This window comes from Streptomyces sp. MMG1533, from assembly GCF_001279775.1.
Classification (GTDB): Bacteria; Actinomycetota; Actinomycetes; order Streptomycetales; family Streptomycetaceae; genus Streptomyces.
The window spans coordinates 42,756-55,610 of sequence record NZ_LGDG01000269.1 but is presented as its reverse complement, the minus strand read 5'-3'; the positions used below and the strand labels follow the sequence as shown (position 1 = coordinate 55,610).

Below are 12,855 nucleotides of genomic sequence, written 5' to 3'. Positions count from 1 at the left end.
GGCCCCGCCCCCTCCGCCCCCCCCCAGGGGGCACGGCCCCCTGGACCCCCGCCATCCGCCCCCCCGCCACCCGACTCGGGCGGTCAAGAAGTAGCACCCGCCACCAGGCTCGGTCGGACAACAAGCGCACCCCGAAAACAACCCCGCCGACCACCTCGGCCAGTCAGCAGCGCACCCCGAGAACAACCCCTCCCGTCAGAAAGTCGCCCGGATCTCCCCCACCACCCGGCCCCCGCCCTCCAGCGGTGCCCGTCCGATTCGCTCCACCACCGGCGACTCCACCCCCATCAGCGCCAGCGCCCGCCCCAGGACCGGCCCCAGTGCCCGCCCGCCGCCGTCCTCCACCTTGAACGCCAGCGCCCGCCCGTCGGGCAGGGCAACCGCCTGGACCGCCTCCGCGCCCATCTTCGACAGGGTGCCCGGGACCTCGCGCATCAGCCAGGTGTCGGGGCGGCGGGTGCCGGCGACGTACTCGGGGTGGGTGCGCATGGCGTCCGCGACCCGGCGTTCGGCGGAGCCGGGGGCGGCGAGGACGAAGGTGCGGTAGGCGCGGGCCAGGCCCGTGAGGCTGATCGCCATCAGGGGCGCCCCGCAGCCGTCCGTGCCCACCGCGGCCACCTCCTCGCCCGCCGCCTCCTCCACAACCCTGTGGATGAGCTGCTGCAACGGATGGTCGGCCGCCAGATACGTGTCCAGCGGCCAGTCCCGCAGCGCGCACACGGCCAGCATCGCCGTGTGCTTGCCGGAGCAGTTCATGGTCACGCGGGAACGCACCGCCCCCGACGCCAGATACGTCTCCCGCTCCTCCGCGTCCAGCGGCAGGTCCGGCGGGCACTGGAGCCGGGAGGCGTCCAGCCCGTGTTCGTCCAGCATCTTCTGGACCAGGTCGCGGTGGAAGGACTCCCCGGAGTGGCTGGCCGCGGCCAGTGCCAGCCGTTCCCCCGCCAGGTCCAGGCCCGCCCGCAGCACGCCCGCCGCCTGCATCGGCTTGTTCGAGGAGCGCGGGAAGACCGGGGACGTCACATCGCCGAGCGCCAGCTCCACCGCCCCGTCCGCGTCCAGCAGGACCAGACTCCCCCGGTGCCGCCCCTCGACGAACCCGGAGCGCACGACCTCGGCGAGGACGGGCGGTATGGCAGGCAGGACAGCGGAACGGGACTCGGACATCGGCGGTGGCCTTCCGGAGATCGGGAGATCGCGAGATCGGGGTGACCCGCCCCGACCGCGGGCCCCCGGGATCGCCGGTGCGGCCGCCGCCTCAGGTGAGCAGGTCGTCGACTTGTGCTTCCCCTTCACGGTACCTGCGGGCGATCTCCGCGCTGCAGTCGTCGGCCGTGCGCTGCAGCCGCTGCCGGCGCCGGGACACCTGCTGCTCGTACCGCACCAGTCGGCCCATCGCGGTGCTCAGCTCCAGGTCGGTCCGGGCCCCCAGGTCCGACAGCTCGACCTCGGCGAGCATCTCCGCGGCCAGCAGCCGGTACTCCTCGCTGTGCGGAGTGCCCAGCGTCACATGGCGGGCGGAGGAGCGGTGCCGGGCCGGGGCGTCGGTGAGGATCTCCGGCAGCCGGTCGACCACGGACATCGCCCCCACCGCCACGACGGACGCCGCCCCCGCGGGGGCTCGCCGCACCAGCTCCGCCCGCAGGATGTCGATACGGCCCTGGAGCAGTCGCCGTACGTAGCTGAGGTCGGCCTCGTCCCGCTGCGCGTCCCGGCGCAGGGTGCGCAGTTCGGGCAGGCTCAGTACGGCCAGATGGTGCTCGGTCGGGTCCGCGGGCAGCAGCGGGCTGTCCGTGCGCTGCATGGGGGGCCGCTGGGTGCCCAGCCGCCCCTCGGTACTCGGTGTGCTCATGTGCCTCTACCGTCCCCTCGACCGGATGTGGAAGCATCGTGCCACCCCAAGTGGCCGCTATGTGACCGAGTGCCCCCGATCAGCCCCAGATGGCCTGTTAAGGATCAAAAAAAACCACGTGAAAGAGCACCACCCGCCGCCCGGCATGATGGTCGTATGCGTGCAGTGGTGCAGAGAGTGGACGGCGCGAGCGTCGTCGTGGACGGCGAGACGGTCGGGGAGATCAACGGCGAGGGACTGTGTGTCCTGGTCGGCGTGACCCACGAGGACACCAAGGAGAAGGCGGCTCAGCTCGCCCGCAAACTCTGGTCGATCCGCATGCTCGCCGACGAGCGGTCGTGCAGCGACATCGACGCCCCGCTCCTGGTCATCAGCCAGTTCACCCTTTACGGCGACGCCTGCAAGGGCCGCCGCCCCACCTGGAACGCGGCCGCCCCCGGCGACGTCGCCGAGCCCCTCGTCGACGAGGTGGTCGCCCAGCTGCGCTCCCTGGGCGCGACGGTGGAGACGGGCCGCTTCGGCGCGCGGATGCGGGTGTCGCTGACGAACGACGGCCCGTTCACCGTGCTCGTGGAGATATAGGGCTCTGCAGACCTAGGACTCAGCAGACCTAGGACTCAGCAGCCCTAGAGCTCTACAGCCCTAGGGCTCTACGACGACTTCCTGCGCCGCGGCCGTCGTGTCGGCCAGCAGCCGGGCGTCCAACGGCACGTTCCGCTTCACCAGCGCCAGCGCGACCGGGCCCAGCTCGTGGTGTCGTACGGACGTCGTGATGAAGCCGATCTTGCGGCCGTCGGGGCCCTCGTCCGCGAGGCGGATGTCCGTGCCGGCGGTCGGGAGGTGGACCTCGCTGCCGTCGAGGTGGAGGAAGACGAGCCTCCTCGGCGGCTTCCCGAGATTCTGCACCCGGGCCACCGTCTCCTGGCCGCGGTAGCACCCCTTCTGGAGGTGCACCGCGCTGCCGATCCAGCCCAGCTCGTGCGGGATCGTACGGTGGTCGGTCTCGAAGCCGAGGCGGGGGCGGTGGTGCTCGACGCGGAGCGCCTCGTACGCGAGGATCCCGGCCGCGGGGCCTGCCTTCTCGGCGTACGACTCCAGGTCCGCGCGGGGGAGGAAGAGATCACGGCCGTACGCCGTCTCACGTACGACGACGCCCTCGGGCACCCCGGCGATGGAACCGGCCGGCAGGTGGACGAGCGCGAAGTCGGCGGTGCGGTCGGCGACTTCGACCCGGTAGAAGAACTTCATCGACTCCAGGTAGGCGATCAGCGCCTCCTGGGTGCCGGGCTCGACGTGGATCCAGACCGTCCCGCCGTCGTCCACCAGGTACAGGGCGTGCTCGATGTGACCGTGCGCGGACAGGATCAGGGCCTCGGTGGCCTGCCCGGTCGGGAGGTCGCTGACGTGCTGGGTGAGCAGGAGGTGCAGCCAGTTCAGCCGGTCGTCACCGGTGACGGTGACGACGCCGCGGTGCGAGAGGTCGACGAATCCGATGCCGTCGGCAAGGGCGCGCTGTTCGCGGAACAGGTCGCCGTAGTGGGCGGCGACGCCTTCGTCCACACCCTCGGCGGGAACGGCGCCGGACAGGGACAGCAGAGGGCTCTTCATAGGCCTAAGCCTACGACTCGGTAGTTGAACCCTTCAGAGAGCAGTCCTTGCACCGGCCGAAGATCGCGAAGTGCTTCATGTCGGTCTCGAAGCCGAACTCCTTGCGGAGCTTGGCGGTGAACTCGGCCGCCACCGAGACGTCGGCCTCGATGACGTTCGTGCAGTCGCGGCAGACCAGATGGATGTGGTGGTGCCGGTCGGCCAGGTGGTACGTCGGCGCGCCGTGCCCCAGGTGGGCATGGCTGACCAGCCCGAGCTCCTCCAGGAGCTCCAGGGTCCGGTAGACCGTGGAAATGTTGACCCCCGACGCGGTCTTCCTCACCTCGATGAGGATGTCGTCGGGGGTCGCGTGCTCCAGGGCGTCCACGGCTTCGAGCACGAGTTGCCGCTGCGGCGTCAGCCGGTAGCCGCGCTGCCTGAGGTCGCTCTTCCAGTCGGTGCTCACCACACCAGAGAGTCTAGGACCACTGGGAAGCCGACCCGGGAGGTCGGCCTACTTGAAGAACGCGATGCCGTCGTCCGGCATGTCGTCGGGGAGGGCCTTGGCCCAGCGCTCGACGTCCTCGGGGGTGACGACCTTCTTCAGGTGGGCGGACATGTAGGGGCGCAGCTCGACCTCGGGGGTCTGCTTCTCGCCGACCCACATGAGGTCGCTGTTGACATAGCCGTACAGCCGCTTGCCGCCGGTGTACGGGCCGGAGGCCGCCGTACGCGCCACCGCGTCCGTGACCAGGTCGATCTGCGGCTTCTTGGCGGCCAGTTCGCCGTACCAGACCTCGACGACACCGTCGTCGCGGACCATGGTGACCTCGACCTTGCGGTCGGCGTCGATCCGCCAGAAGCCGGACTCGGACTCCAGCGGCCTGACCTTGTTGCCGTCGTTGTCGAGCACCCAGGTGTGGGAGTGGTACTCCAGGAAGTCCCGACCGTCGTGCGTGAAGGTGACCTCCTGTCCGAAGTTGCACTTCTCGGAACCGGGGAAGTCGTGCACGCCCGCGCCCGCCCAGTTGCCGAGCAGGAAGACGAGGGGGACGAGGTCCTTGTGGAGGTCGGACGGGATCTCGATCATGAGCAGCAGTTCCTAGACGTGGGTCAGCGCTGGCCCTGGTACAGCTTCTTCACCGTCAGCCCGGCGAAGGCGAGCACGCCGACGCAGACCAGAACCAGCAGGGCTTCGAAGAAAACCTCAAGCACGGAGTGCTCCTCGGACGATCGTGGATGGCAGTACACAGTGGGATGGCAGTACACAAAAGCCGGGCCCCAGCTTACGCGGCCGGGGCCCGGCTCCCTGCGTGAGGTGTGCCCTCGCGCGGGGGGTCACCCGAGCAGCTGGCTCTGCAGGGTCACCGTCTGCTGGAACGGAACGGCCTTCGCCGTGCCCTTCCGGGACTGGATGATCACGGCGAGGACGTCGCCGGCGGCCAGGTAGGCCTGCCGGACGTGCTCGGCGCCGTACGGCTTCGCCTCCGTGTAGACCGAGCGCTGGACGTCGTCGACCCGGGCCGGCTCCGGGAAGTCCTCGTCGGTGACGGAGTCCGGGGCGCCGCGCACCGCGCGGCCGGGGCCGCTGTAGGGGCCGATGTCCCCGGAGAACACCTCGTCCACCACGGCCGCGGTGTCGAAGTGCAGGAGATAGATCCGCGTGTGCGTGCCGTCCTCGGTGGTCCAGCCGCGGGCCGCGATGTGCCGCAGGCCGTCGTCGACGAGTTGCTGACGGAGGTCGTCGCGCTCGTCCGACTCGTACTCCGCCAGGAAGTCCTTCGTCGCCAGCCAGCCGTCCTCGCCGCGCAGCGCCTTGTCGTCCGTGGCGCCCGTGGGGGCGGGCAGGACGAGCGCCCGCAGGTCGGCGTAGTGCGCGCCGGCCTTGTTCGCCTCGGCGAAGGGCTCCGGGCTGCCCGACGGCAGCGGCGGCTTCGTCAGCTGCGGGTAGTCCCACCGCCCGTCCGACTCCGTGGCAAGGCCCGGTACGTCCGTCCGCTCCATCCGCGTGATCCCGTACGCGGCCGACGCCCCGACCGCCGCGAACACGACGACGGCGGCGGTCCAACGCAGGACGGCGCGCAGGACTCGGCGGTCCTTGGGCGCGGGGGGTGCCTGGAGGGGCGGCCCGTAGGGCGGGGGCGGGGAGAGGGGCGGTGCCGCAAGGGGCGGTGCCGCGGGGGGCGGGGAGAGCACGGACTGTGGTTGGTCCACGACGGCTACGGGGGTGGTGTCCTGCGTCGCCGTCGGTTCCGTCGCTGCCGGTTGGGTGGTCTGCGGCTCGGTGGCCGTCGGCTCCGTGGCTGTCGGCTCCGTGGTCTGCGACTGCTCGGTCATACCGCCTCCCCCGGTTCGGCTATGCGGTCGAGCTGCTCGCTCAGCAGCATCGCGACCCCCTTGGTGTCGAGTGGCTTGACGCCGTCCGCGGTGGCGGTGACCAGGACGTCGCCCTGGTAGGCGGAGCAGTACATGGTGTCGAGGTCCGTGTCGTCGTCCGCGGGCGGCAGGAAGCACTCGGCGTTCTTGTGGCCCTTGATCTCGGGGCCCTTACGGAAGACGTCCAGGGCGTCGAGGAACTCGTTCTGGAACGTGGCCATGTCCCGCACGGCCGCCCGGCTCTCCATCTGCGCCAGCACGATGCTCACCGTGAAGGTGCCCTCGTTCTCGCTGAGGGCGTCGGCGTCTCCGCTGAGGTAGCTGCGCATCGCCATGCCCGTGACGCGCTGCCGGTCGATCTCCTTCTCCAGCTTCTTGCGCTGGGTGCGGGGCAGATCGCTCAACGACTCCTTCCGCAGGGCGGTCGCCTGGGCACCGCTGAGCTGCGCGTCCGAGCCGAACTCACCGAGGTCGGGGCCCCGGGTCCAGCCGTCGGTGCCGTACGGCACGAGCACGCCGGCGAGGCCCTTGGCGGTGGCCGCCTTCTCGTCCTCGGCCGTGGTCTTCGGGAACTTCCAGACGGGGGCGCCGGCGTCACGGTCGGCGTCGTTCACGGTCACCACGGTGTAGCCGACACCGGCGACGACGGCGCCGACCAGCACGAGGGATCCGACCACGGCGGCGACACGGCCACGGAGGAAGGGCTTCTTGGCGGGCGGCGGGACGGGCCCGGGAACGGGGCCGCCGTAGGCGTCGGACGCGGCGGGCGCCGGAAGTTGGACGAACTCGACGGGCCCGACCTGGCCGACCGGCTCGCTCGGGGCCTGGGCGCTCGGAACCGGCTCGTTCTGGTTCTCGGTCACAGCCGCTCCATCTGCCGCTCGGCCAGGTCCATGATCTTCTTCTTGCTGATCCGCTTGGTGTCGTAGATCAGAATCTCCATGGCGATGTCGCCACGCGAGGCGTAGGCCTCCGCGCTGTACAGCGGCAGGTATCCGGCCTCGCGCTCGGGCTCCGTGTGGACGTACGCCATGCCGTTCCCGGTGCCGGGGATGGTCCAGCTCTCGGTGGCATCCTCGGCCTCCGCCCAGTACTGGCTGTTGTCCGTCGAGTCGGCGGCCGCGGGGGCCTCCTCCTGGCGGAACTGGATCAGACGGATCTCCAGGGTGGTCGTGCCGGACTCCCACCCGGTGACGGCCGCGCGGCGGAACTCGTCGCCGACGAGGTCGCCGAAGATCTCGTCCGGCGACTCGTACAGGTCGGCGTAGGCGGCCAGGTCCATCCAGCCGTCGGCGCCGGTCAGCCAGTCGGCGTCCTTCGCGCCGCCCGGCTTCTTCAGCAGCAGCTTGCGCAGGTCGCCGTCGGTCTTCACCCGGCGGTCCCGGGCGGCGGACAGCGGCTCGGGCCCCTTGCCCTTCGCCTGCGGCAGCGCCGGCTGGGAGAGCGGGGGCAGCTTCGTCGGCTCGCGGTCGGCCTGCACGAGGTAGCCGCCGCAGGTGCCGGCGACCAGGCCCAGGACGGCGGCACCGGCGATCAGCAGTGCGGTACGCCCGCGACGGCGGGGCCGGGGCGCGACCTGCACAGACGGAGCAAACGCACCGACCGGGTCGACAGGGCCGACCGGATCGACAGGGCCGACCGGATCAAACGGGTTTACCGGAGCAACCGGGTCGACTGGGGCGTCGGCTACTTCTTCGGGTACTTCCAAGACGTCCCCCCACAGAACGTGAAGTGCGCATTCCGTATGCGCGCTCACAGGAGACTCTTGGTCGACGCACCGAGTTGTAAGGGAGTTGATTACGATTCGGCCATGGCTAAGAAGCTCGTGATCAAGGTGACGGCGGGGGCGGATTCCCCCGAGCGGTGCTCGCAGGCGTTCACGGTGGCGGCGGTGGCCGTGGCCAGCGGGGTCGACGTCTCCCTGTGGCTGACCGGCGAGTCCGCGTGGTTCGCCCTCCCGGGCCGGGCAGCCGAGTTCGAGCTCCCGCACGCGGCCCCGCTGCCCGACCTCCTCGACTCGGTACTGGCGGCCGGCCGCGTGACCCTGTGCACCCAGTGCGCGGCCCGCCGGGACATCACGGAGAAGGACGTCATCGAGGGCGTACGCATCGCGGGAGCCCAGGTGTTCGTCCAGGAGGCACTGGGGGACGAGACGCAGGCGCTCGTCTACTGAGATGTACCGAGTACTGCCGGGACCTACGGCGGCCTACGGAGACCTACGGAGACTCCTGCACCCACAGACAGAAGGGGTGCCCCGACGGGTCGTACAGCACGCGTACGTCGCTCTGGGGCTGGTACTCGGCGAGCCGCGCCCCCTCGGCGACGGCCCGCGCGGTCTCGGCCTCCAGGTCGTCGACCTCGATGTCCAGGTGCAGCATCATCTGCTGGTCGCCGGGCCTGCGGGTGGGCCAGACGGGCGGGACGTACTCGGGTTCGGTCTCGAAGGAGAGCGCCGTGCCCCCGGCGCCGGGCGGCGGGCCGATGAGCACCCAGTCGGGCTCCTCGGCGCGCACCTCGTATCCGAGCAGACGCAGGTAGAACCCGGCCAGCTCGTGCGCGTCACGCGCGTCGAGCACCACGGTGGACAGCCTCGCAGGCGACATGCGCCTCTTCCTACTGCCGCCGCCTCTTCCCGTCCAGCTCGTCCCACCACTCGTCGGACTTCGGGTCGCCTGAGGGGTCGTCCCACCAGCGGTCGTCAGGGCCGCGGCGGTTGGCGACCACGGCGGCGAGCGGCGGAATCACCATGGCCACCACGCACATCCCCACGGCCACGGGGACCGACCAGAGGCGCACGACAGCCCAGGCCAGGACGAACAGACCGATGCAGCTGCCCATCATGGCGAAGTAGATGTGCCGGCGCCGTGCGTACATGACTCCAGCGTAGGTCGGTGCACGCCGAAGGGCCGCACCCCAGGTGTCGGGGTGCGGCCCTTCAGTCGTTCATGAGGCGCTGCCTCAGACCGCGATCGCGACCTCCGCGAGACCGCCCTGCTGGGCGACGACCGTGCGGTCGGCGGTGCCGCCGGGCACGAGGGCGCGTACGGTCCAGGTGCCTTCGGCCGCGTAGAAGCGGAACTGGCCCGTCGCGGAGGTCGGGACCTCCGCCGTGAACTCGCCGGTCGAGTCCAGCAGTCGGACGTAGCCGGTCACCGGCTCACCGTCGCGGGTCACCTGACCCTGAATCGTGGTCTCACCGGGCTTGATCGTCGAGGCGTCCGGGCCGCCGGCCTTCGCTCCACACATGTCTGTCTCCAGAGGTCGTTCAGGTCGGGATTACTTGTTGGCGCCGAGCTCGATCGGCACGCCCACGAGGGAGCCGTACTCGGTCCACGAGCCGTCGTAGTTCTTGACGTTCTCCACACCGAGCAGCTCGTGCAGCACGAACCAGGTCAGCGCGGAGCGCTCACCGATGCGGCAGTAGGCGATGGTGTCCTTGGCGAGGTCGACCTGCTCCTCGGCGTAGAGCTCCTTGAGCTCTTCGTCCGACTTGAAGGTGCCGTCGTCGTTGGCGTTCTTCGACCACGGGATGTTGCGGGCGGACGGGACGTGACCCGGACGCTGCGACTGCTCCTGCGGCAGGTGGGCGGGGGCGAGCAGCTTGCCGGAGAACTCGTCGGGCGAGCGGACGTCGACCAGGTTCTGCACGCCGATCGCGGCGACGACGTCGTCACGGAAGGCACGGATGGCCGTGTTCTGCGGCTTGGCCTTGTAGTCGGTCGTGGCGCGCTCGGGCACGTCCTCGACCAGCTCACGGGCGTCCAGTTCCCACTTCTTGCGGCCGCCGTCGAGAAGCTTGACGTTCTCGTGGCCGTACAGCTTGAAGTACCAGTAGGCGTACGACGCGAACCAGTTGTTGTTGCCGCCGTAGAGGATCACCAGCGTGTCGTTGGCGATGCCCTTCGCGGAGAGGAGCTTCTCGAAGCCCTCCTGGTCGACGAAGTCGCGGCGGACCGGGTCCTGGAGGTCGTCGGTCCAGTCGATGCGGATCGCGTTGCGGATGTGGTTCTTCTCGTAGGCGGACGTGTCCTCGTCCACCTCGACGATGGCGATGCTCGGGCTGTCGAGGTTGGCCTCGACCCAGTCGGCGTCAACCAGGACGTCGCTGCGGCTCATGCTCTTTCTCCTCCGGGGCAGTTACGGCGGGGCGTGCAAGTGAGAGGCGTGCGCGTGCAGGCCGGAAGCGGCGTATGCGCACGAGTGCCCTGGGCAGGGCGGCGGGGATGCGGAAGGCAGCGCTTCCACTCAGAAGGTGCGACAGAGCATGGCGGCGACGCGGCACAGGTCTACTGCCCGCCGCTTCGTGAGATCCGCCTGTCGCTTCATGGCCTCGATCGTAGGGACGGACAGGCGCGCGTGTCACCGGCGTGTCGTATTTTGAGACGCGATCGTCCGGGATGTGAGAACAGACGACAGCCCGGGCCGTGGGGGCACGGTTCCCGGGCGGCTGTATCCGTCGTCACATCTGCGGTACGGACAGCGGCGTCTCGCCTTTCGGACAGCCCTGTCAGGACAGCCCTGTCAGGGCACCGCCTGCCGGGACACCCCCTGCCGGATGAACCCTGGCCTATGAGCCCTGACCTATGGACCCTGGCCCATGAACCCTGTCGTCCGCCTTACCCGGCCAGCCGGACGTTCGAACCCTTCACCGTGATCTCCACACCGTTCTCCGCCGCCTGCACCTTGTCGAGCTGGATGCCGCCCGGGAGCCCGTCGATCTTCTGCTCGAAGTCGGTGACCGTCCGGGCCCGGTTCTCGGCGAGGTCGACACCGCCGAACGACGGCAGCGTGTCGGCGTGCACCTTCACGGTGTCGCCCTCGGCGGTGACCGTGCTGAGCACGTAGACCGGATCGGGCAGTTCGGTGCCGAGCACCGTCGCCTTGATCTCGACCTTGATCTTCCCGCTGCCGCCGTCGGAGAGGCCGACGACCTCGGCGGTGACGCCGGGGGCGACCTGCGTGGGCTCGGACTTGGCGGTCTTGAGCAGCTCGTCGTACGTGATGGACGCGGTGCCGGTGGCGCTGTTCGCGGTGGCGGAGCTGTAGTCGCCGGAGAACTCGACGCCCTTCATGTTCGCCTTGAGGTCGTCGATACGGATCTTCCCGTCACTGGTGCCGGTGTCCGCCTCGTAGTCCTTGATGCCGACCTCGACGTCGTCGAGCACGCCGCCGACGACCTGGGTGAGGAAGGGGAAGCCCTTGATGGAGACGTCGGGGGTGGCGGCCAGGCCCTCGGTGGTCTTCAGCTTGTCCGCCGCCTCGTCCTCCGCGAAGTTGACCGCGAGACGGTCGGCGAGGACGAAGAGACCGCCGACGATCACGACGAGGATCAGAAGTATTCGCAGTGCACGCATGCGGTGTCCCCCACAACGGCGGTCAGACGACGGTCGGTTGACGGACCGGGTGGCCGTCGAGCGTGAGAGTAACCCTGCATCGGTCAGGGGCCGGCAAATTGTCGATCACCTGTGACAGGGGAGGTGGCGGCCCGGAAGGGTCAGATCAGCGCCCGTCCCAGCAGGTACACGGCGGGCGCAGCCGCCGCCAGCGGCAGGGCAACACCCGCCGTGAAGTGCACGAACCGCGACGGGTAGTCGTAGCTCGCCACGCGGTGGCCGATCAGCGCGCAGACCGCCGCGCCCGCGCCGAGCAGCGCGCCCTTCGCACCCAGCCCCGTCATTCCGCCGACCGCGATGCCCGCGCCCGCCGCGGCGAGCAGGGAGACGACCACGGAGGCCGGGGTCGGCAGGGGCAGTGCGCGGGCCAGGACGGCGACCGCCACCGCGGCCGCGCCGACCGTGACCGCGTCCGGCTCGGCCGCGAGGTGGCCGGCCGCGATGACCGAAAGTGCCGCCGAGGCGACCGTCGCCATCAGGCCGTACATCCGCTCGTCCGGGTCGGCGTGCGAGCGCAGTTGGAGGACGAGGGAGAGGAGGACCCAGACGCCCAGCGTGCCGAGAATCGCGGCGGGCCCGTTCTCCCGGCCGGCCGCGAGGAGCACGGCGTCCGCCACCAGCGCCCCCAGGAACGCCAGCGCGATGCCCTGCCGGGCGGGCCACATGCCGTTGAGCCGGAACCAGCCCGCCGCCGTGACGGCCTGGAGGACGACGAGCGGTACGAGGAGGGCGTACGACCCGATCGCCGCCGTACCGGAGAGGAGCAGGCCGAGCAGCGCGGTGAGCGCGGCGGGCTGCATGCCGGGCTCGATGATCGGGGAACGCCCTTCGAGGCGGGCCCGCTGCGCGTCGGTGATGCGGGCGTTGCCCGCGACGGTGGCGGGGCCGTAGCCGGCGGCCGTCTCCTCGGATGCGGGCGCCTGCGGCTGAGGAGCCGCGGGCTGCTGCGCCTGCTGTGCTCGGTGGGCGCCGTGAGACGGCTGCGCCTGCTGTGGTGCTCCCTGGGCGCCGTACGACGGCTGCCCCGTACGACGGCTGCCCTTGCTGTCCTCCATGGGCGCCGTGAGACGGCTGCGCCTGCTGTGGTGCTCCCTGGGCGCCGTACGACGGCTGCCCTTGCTGTGCTCCATGGGCGCCGTGAGACGGCTGCGCCTGCTGCACCGGCGCCTGCTGTGGCAGATACGCCGTCTCGGCCGCCGGCGTCGGCGACACCGGCGGCTGCTGCATCTGGGTCTCCCAGGTCTGCCCCTGCCACTGCTGCGTGTACTGCTGGGCGGCCTGCGGATCCTCGTAGGCCTGCTGCCAGTACGGGTCGTACCCCTCGTATCCCTCGTACCCCTGCTGGTACGGGGTACCGCCCTCATACGGCTGGTCGCTCATCGTCACCCTCCTGCGAACGGCGGCAGCACCTCGACCGTGCCGCCGTCGGCCAGCCGAACCGTCTCATGTCCGCGGGTACCCACGGGGTCACCGTCGACGAGGAACGAGCATCGCTGCAGGACGCGCACGAGCTCGCCGGGGTGTCGCCCGCGCACGGCGTCGAGCGCCTCTGCGAGCGTCGCCGCGTCGAACGACTCCTCGGCGATCCCGGCCGCGGCCTTCGCGGCGGCCCAGTAGCGCACCGTGACCTTTGCCATCGGGTTCCTC

General features: G+C 70.6%; 17 protein-coding genes and 1 pseudogene. 2 read left to right on the top strand and 16 right to left on the bottom strand.

What is annotated here, in order from left to right; all coding sequences use genetic code 11:
* Nucleotides 1-195 precede the first annotated feature (195 nt).
* Both ADK57_RS41420 and ADK57_RS41415 read right to left on the bottom strand, forming a co-directional pair.
* Nucleotides 196-1,167, bottom strand: a complete 972-nt coding sequence (locus ADK57_RS41420) for an asparaginase (RefSeq protein WP_053754900.1) — start codon at nt 1,165-1,167, stop codon at nt 196-198.
* A gap of 91 nt (nt 1,168-1,258) precedes the next feature.
* Nucleotides 1,259-1,852: a hypothetical protein gene (locus ADK57_RS41415; protein ID WP_053754899.1), complete on the bottom strand. Its 594-nt coding sequence runs from the start codon at nt 1,850-1,852 to the stop codon at nt 1,259-1,261.
* 156 nt (nt 1,853-2,008) lie between these two features.
* On the opposite strand from ADK57_RS41415, the gene dtd reads away from it, so the two are divergent.
* On the top strand, nt 2,009-2,434 hold the full coding sequence (dtd, locus tag ADK57_RS41410; protein WP_053754898.1) for a D-aminoacyl-tRNA deacylase: 426 nt from the start codon (nt 2,009-2,011) through the stop codon (nt 2,432-2,434).
* Nucleotides 2,435-2,494: 60 nt separating this feature from the next.
* On the opposite strand, the gene ADK57_RS41405 is transcribed toward dtd, so the two are convergent.
* From ADK57_RS41405 to ADK57_RS41380, 6 genes are all read right to left on the bottom strand, one after another.
* Nucleotides 2,495-3,460 carry a YgfZ/GcvT domain-containing protein gene (locus ADK57_RS41405; protein ID WP_053754897.1) on the bottom strand — a complete coding sequence of 322 codons (966 nt, stop codon included), beginning with the start codon at nt 3,458-3,460 and terminating at the stop codon, nt 2,495-2,497.
* 10 nt (nt 3,461-3,470) lie between these two features.
* Nucleotides 3,471-3,908, bottom strand: a complete 438-nt coding sequence (locus tag ADK57_RS41400) for a Fur family transcriptional regulator (RefSeq protein WP_053754896.1) — start codon at nt 3,906-3,908, stop codon at nt 3,471-3,473.
* Between the two features lie 45 nt (nt 3,909-3,953).
* Nucleotides 3,954-4,529: an FABP family protein gene (locus ADK57_RS41395; RefSeq protein WP_053754895.1), complete on the bottom strand. Its 576-nt coding sequence runs from the start codon at nt 4,527-4,529 to the stop codon at nt 3,954-3,956.
* A 248-nt stretch (nt 4,530-4,777) separates the two neighbouring features.
* Entirely contained in the window at nt 4,778-5,776 is a 999-nt protein-coding gene (locus ADK57_RS41390) for a hypothetical protein (RefSeq protein ID WP_234390572.1), read from the bottom strand.
* Nucleotides 5,773-6,678 (bottom strand): hypothetical protein, encoded by a 906-nt coding sequence (locus tag ADK57_RS41385; RefSeq protein ID WP_199830796.1) that lies wholly within the window; start codon nt 6,676-6,678, stop codon nt 5,773-5,775. The genes ADK57_RS41390 and ADK57_RS41385 overlap by 4 nt, the downstream gene beginning before the upstream one ends.
* The gene (locus ADK57_RS41380; RefSeq protein ID WP_199830795.1) at nt 6,675-7,397 is read right to left on the bottom strand and encodes a hypothetical protein; all 723 of its coding nucleotides are present in this window, start codon (nt 7,395-7,397) and stop codon (nt 6,675-6,677) included. Before ADK57_RS41380 ends, ADK57_RS41385 begins: the two co-directional genes overlap by 4 nt.
* 228 nt (nt 7,398-7,625) lie before the next feature.
* Between ADK57_RS41380 and ADK57_RS41375 the strand changes: the two genes are divergently transcribed.
* Entirely contained in the window at nt 7,626-7,988 is a 363-nt protein-coding gene (locus ADK57_RS41375) for a DsrE family protein (RefSeq protein ID WP_053754893.1), read from the top strand.
* A 43-nt stretch (nt 7,989-8,031) separates the two neighbouring features.
* On the opposite strand, the gene ADK57_RS41370 is transcribed toward ADK57_RS41375, so the two are convergent.
* From ADK57_RS41370 to ADK57_RS41340, 8 genes and pseudogenes are all read right to left on the bottom strand, one after another.
* Complete coding sequence (locus ADK57_RS41370) at nt 8,032-8,418, bottom strand: VOC family protein (RefSeq protein ID WP_053754892.1); 387 nt, start codon at nt 8,416-8,418, stop codon at nt 8,032-8,034.
* 10 nt (nt 8,419-8,428) lie between these two features.
* Nucleotides 8,429-8,689 carry a DUF3099 domain-containing protein gene (locus ADK57_RS41365; RefSeq protein ID WP_053754891.1) on the bottom strand — a complete coding sequence of 87 codons (261 nt, stop codon included), beginning with the start codon at nt 8,687-8,689 and terminating at the stop codon, nt 8,429-8,431.
* 84 nt (nt 8,690-8,773) lie between these two features.
* On the bottom strand, nt 8,774-9,061 hold the full coding sequence (locus ADK57_RS41360) for a DUF1416 domain-containing protein (RefSeq protein ID WP_004986406.1): 288 nt from the start codon (nt 9,059-9,061) through the stop codon (nt 8,774-8,776).
* 30 nt (nt 9,062-9,091) lie between these two features.
* A complete protein-coding gene (locus ADK57_RS41355; protein WP_053754890.1) occupies nt 9,092-9,931 on the bottom strand; it encodes a sulfurtransferase in 840 nt (279 codons plus the stop codon).
* 129 nt (nt 9,932-10,060) lie between these two features.
* Nucleotides 10,061-10,141 carry a putative leader peptide gene (locus ADK57_RS52690; protein ID WP_350310325.1) on the bottom strand — a complete coding sequence of 27 codons (81 nt, stop codon included), beginning with the start codon at nt 10,139-10,141 and terminating at the stop codon, nt 10,061-10,063.
* A gap of 290 nt (nt 10,142-10,431) precedes the next feature.
* Nucleotides 10,432-11,169 (bottom strand): DUF2993 domain-containing protein, encoded by a 738-nt coding sequence (locus tag ADK57_RS41350; RefSeq protein WP_053754889.1) that lies wholly within the window; start codon nt 11,167-11,169, stop codon nt 10,432-10,434.
* 140 nt (nt 11,170-11,309) lie between these two features.
* Nucleotides 11,310-12,588, bottom strand: a pseudogene (locus tag ADK57_RS41345) (hypothetical protein).
* Between the two features lie 2 nt (nt 12,589-12,590).
* Nucleotides 12,591-12,845 carry a MoaD/ThiS family protein gene (locus ADK57_RS41340; RefSeq protein WP_053754888.1) on the bottom strand — a complete coding sequence of 85 codons (255 nt, stop codon included), beginning with the start codon at nt 12,843-12,845 and terminating at the stop codon, nt 12,591-12,593.
* Between the last annotated feature and the right edge of the window lie 10 nt (nt 12,846-12,855).

Excerpts from the sequence above, each read along its gene's own strand:
- ADK57_RS41395 (WP_053754895.1), bottom strand. The coding sequence starts at position 4,529 with ATGATCGAGATCCCGTCCGACCTCCACAAGGACCTCGTCCCCCTCGTC.
- ADK57_RS41350 (WP_053754889.1), bottom strand. The coding sequence starts at position 11,169 with ATGCGTGCACTGCGAATACTTCTGATCCTCGTCGTGATCGTCGGCGGT.
- ADK57_RS41405 (WP_053754897.1), bottom strand. The coding sequence starts at position 3,460 with ATGAAGAGCCCTCTGCTGTCCCTGTCCGGCGCCGTTCCCGCCGAGGGT.
- ADK57_RS41375 (WP_053754893.1), top strand. The coding sequence starts at position 7,626 with ATGGCTAAGAAGCTCGTGATCAAGGTGACGGCGGGGGCGGATTCCCCC.
- ADK57_RS41365 (WP_053754891.1), bottom strand. The coding sequence starts at position 8,689 with ATGTACGCACGGCGCCGGCACATCTACTTCGCCATGATGGGCAGCTGC.
- ADK57_RS52690 (WP_350310325.1), bottom strand. The coding sequence starts at position 10,141 with ATGAAGCGACAGGCGGATCTCACGAAGCGGCGGGCAGTAGACCTGTGC.
- dtd (WP_053754898.1), top strand. The coding sequence starts at position 2,009 with ATGCGTGCAGTGGTGCAGAGAGTGGACGGCGCGAGCGTCGTCGTGGAC.
- ADK57_RS41360 (WP_004986406.1), bottom strand. The coding sequence starts at position 9,061 with ATGTGTGGAGCGAAGGCCGGCGGCCCGGACGCCTCGACGATCAAGCCC.
- ADK57_RS41415 (WP_053754899.1), bottom strand. The coding sequence starts at position 1,852 with ATGAGCACACCGAGTACCGAGGGGCGGCTGGGCACCCAGCGGCCCCCC.
- ADK57_RS41355 (WP_053754890.1), bottom strand. The coding sequence starts at position 9,931 with ATGAGCCGCAGCGACGTCCTGGTTGACGCCGACTGGGTCGAGGCCAAC.
- ADK57_RS41420 (WP_053754900.1), bottom strand. The coding sequence starts at position 1,167 with ATGTCCGAGTCCCGTTCCGCTGTCCTGCCTGCCATACCGCCCGTCCTC.
- ADK57_RS41340 (WP_053754888.1), bottom strand. The coding sequence starts at position 12,845 with ATGGCAAAGGTCACGGTGCGCTACTGGGCCGCCGCGAAGGCCGCGGCC.
- ADK57_RS41370 (WP_053754892.1), bottom strand. The coding sequence starts at position 8,418 with ATGTCGCCTGCGAGGCTGTCCACCGTGGTGCTCGACGCGCGTGACGCG.
- ADK57_RS41390 (WP_234390572.1), bottom strand. The coding sequence starts at position 5,776 with ATGACCGAGCAGTCGCAGACCACGGAGCCGACAGCCACGGAGCCGACG.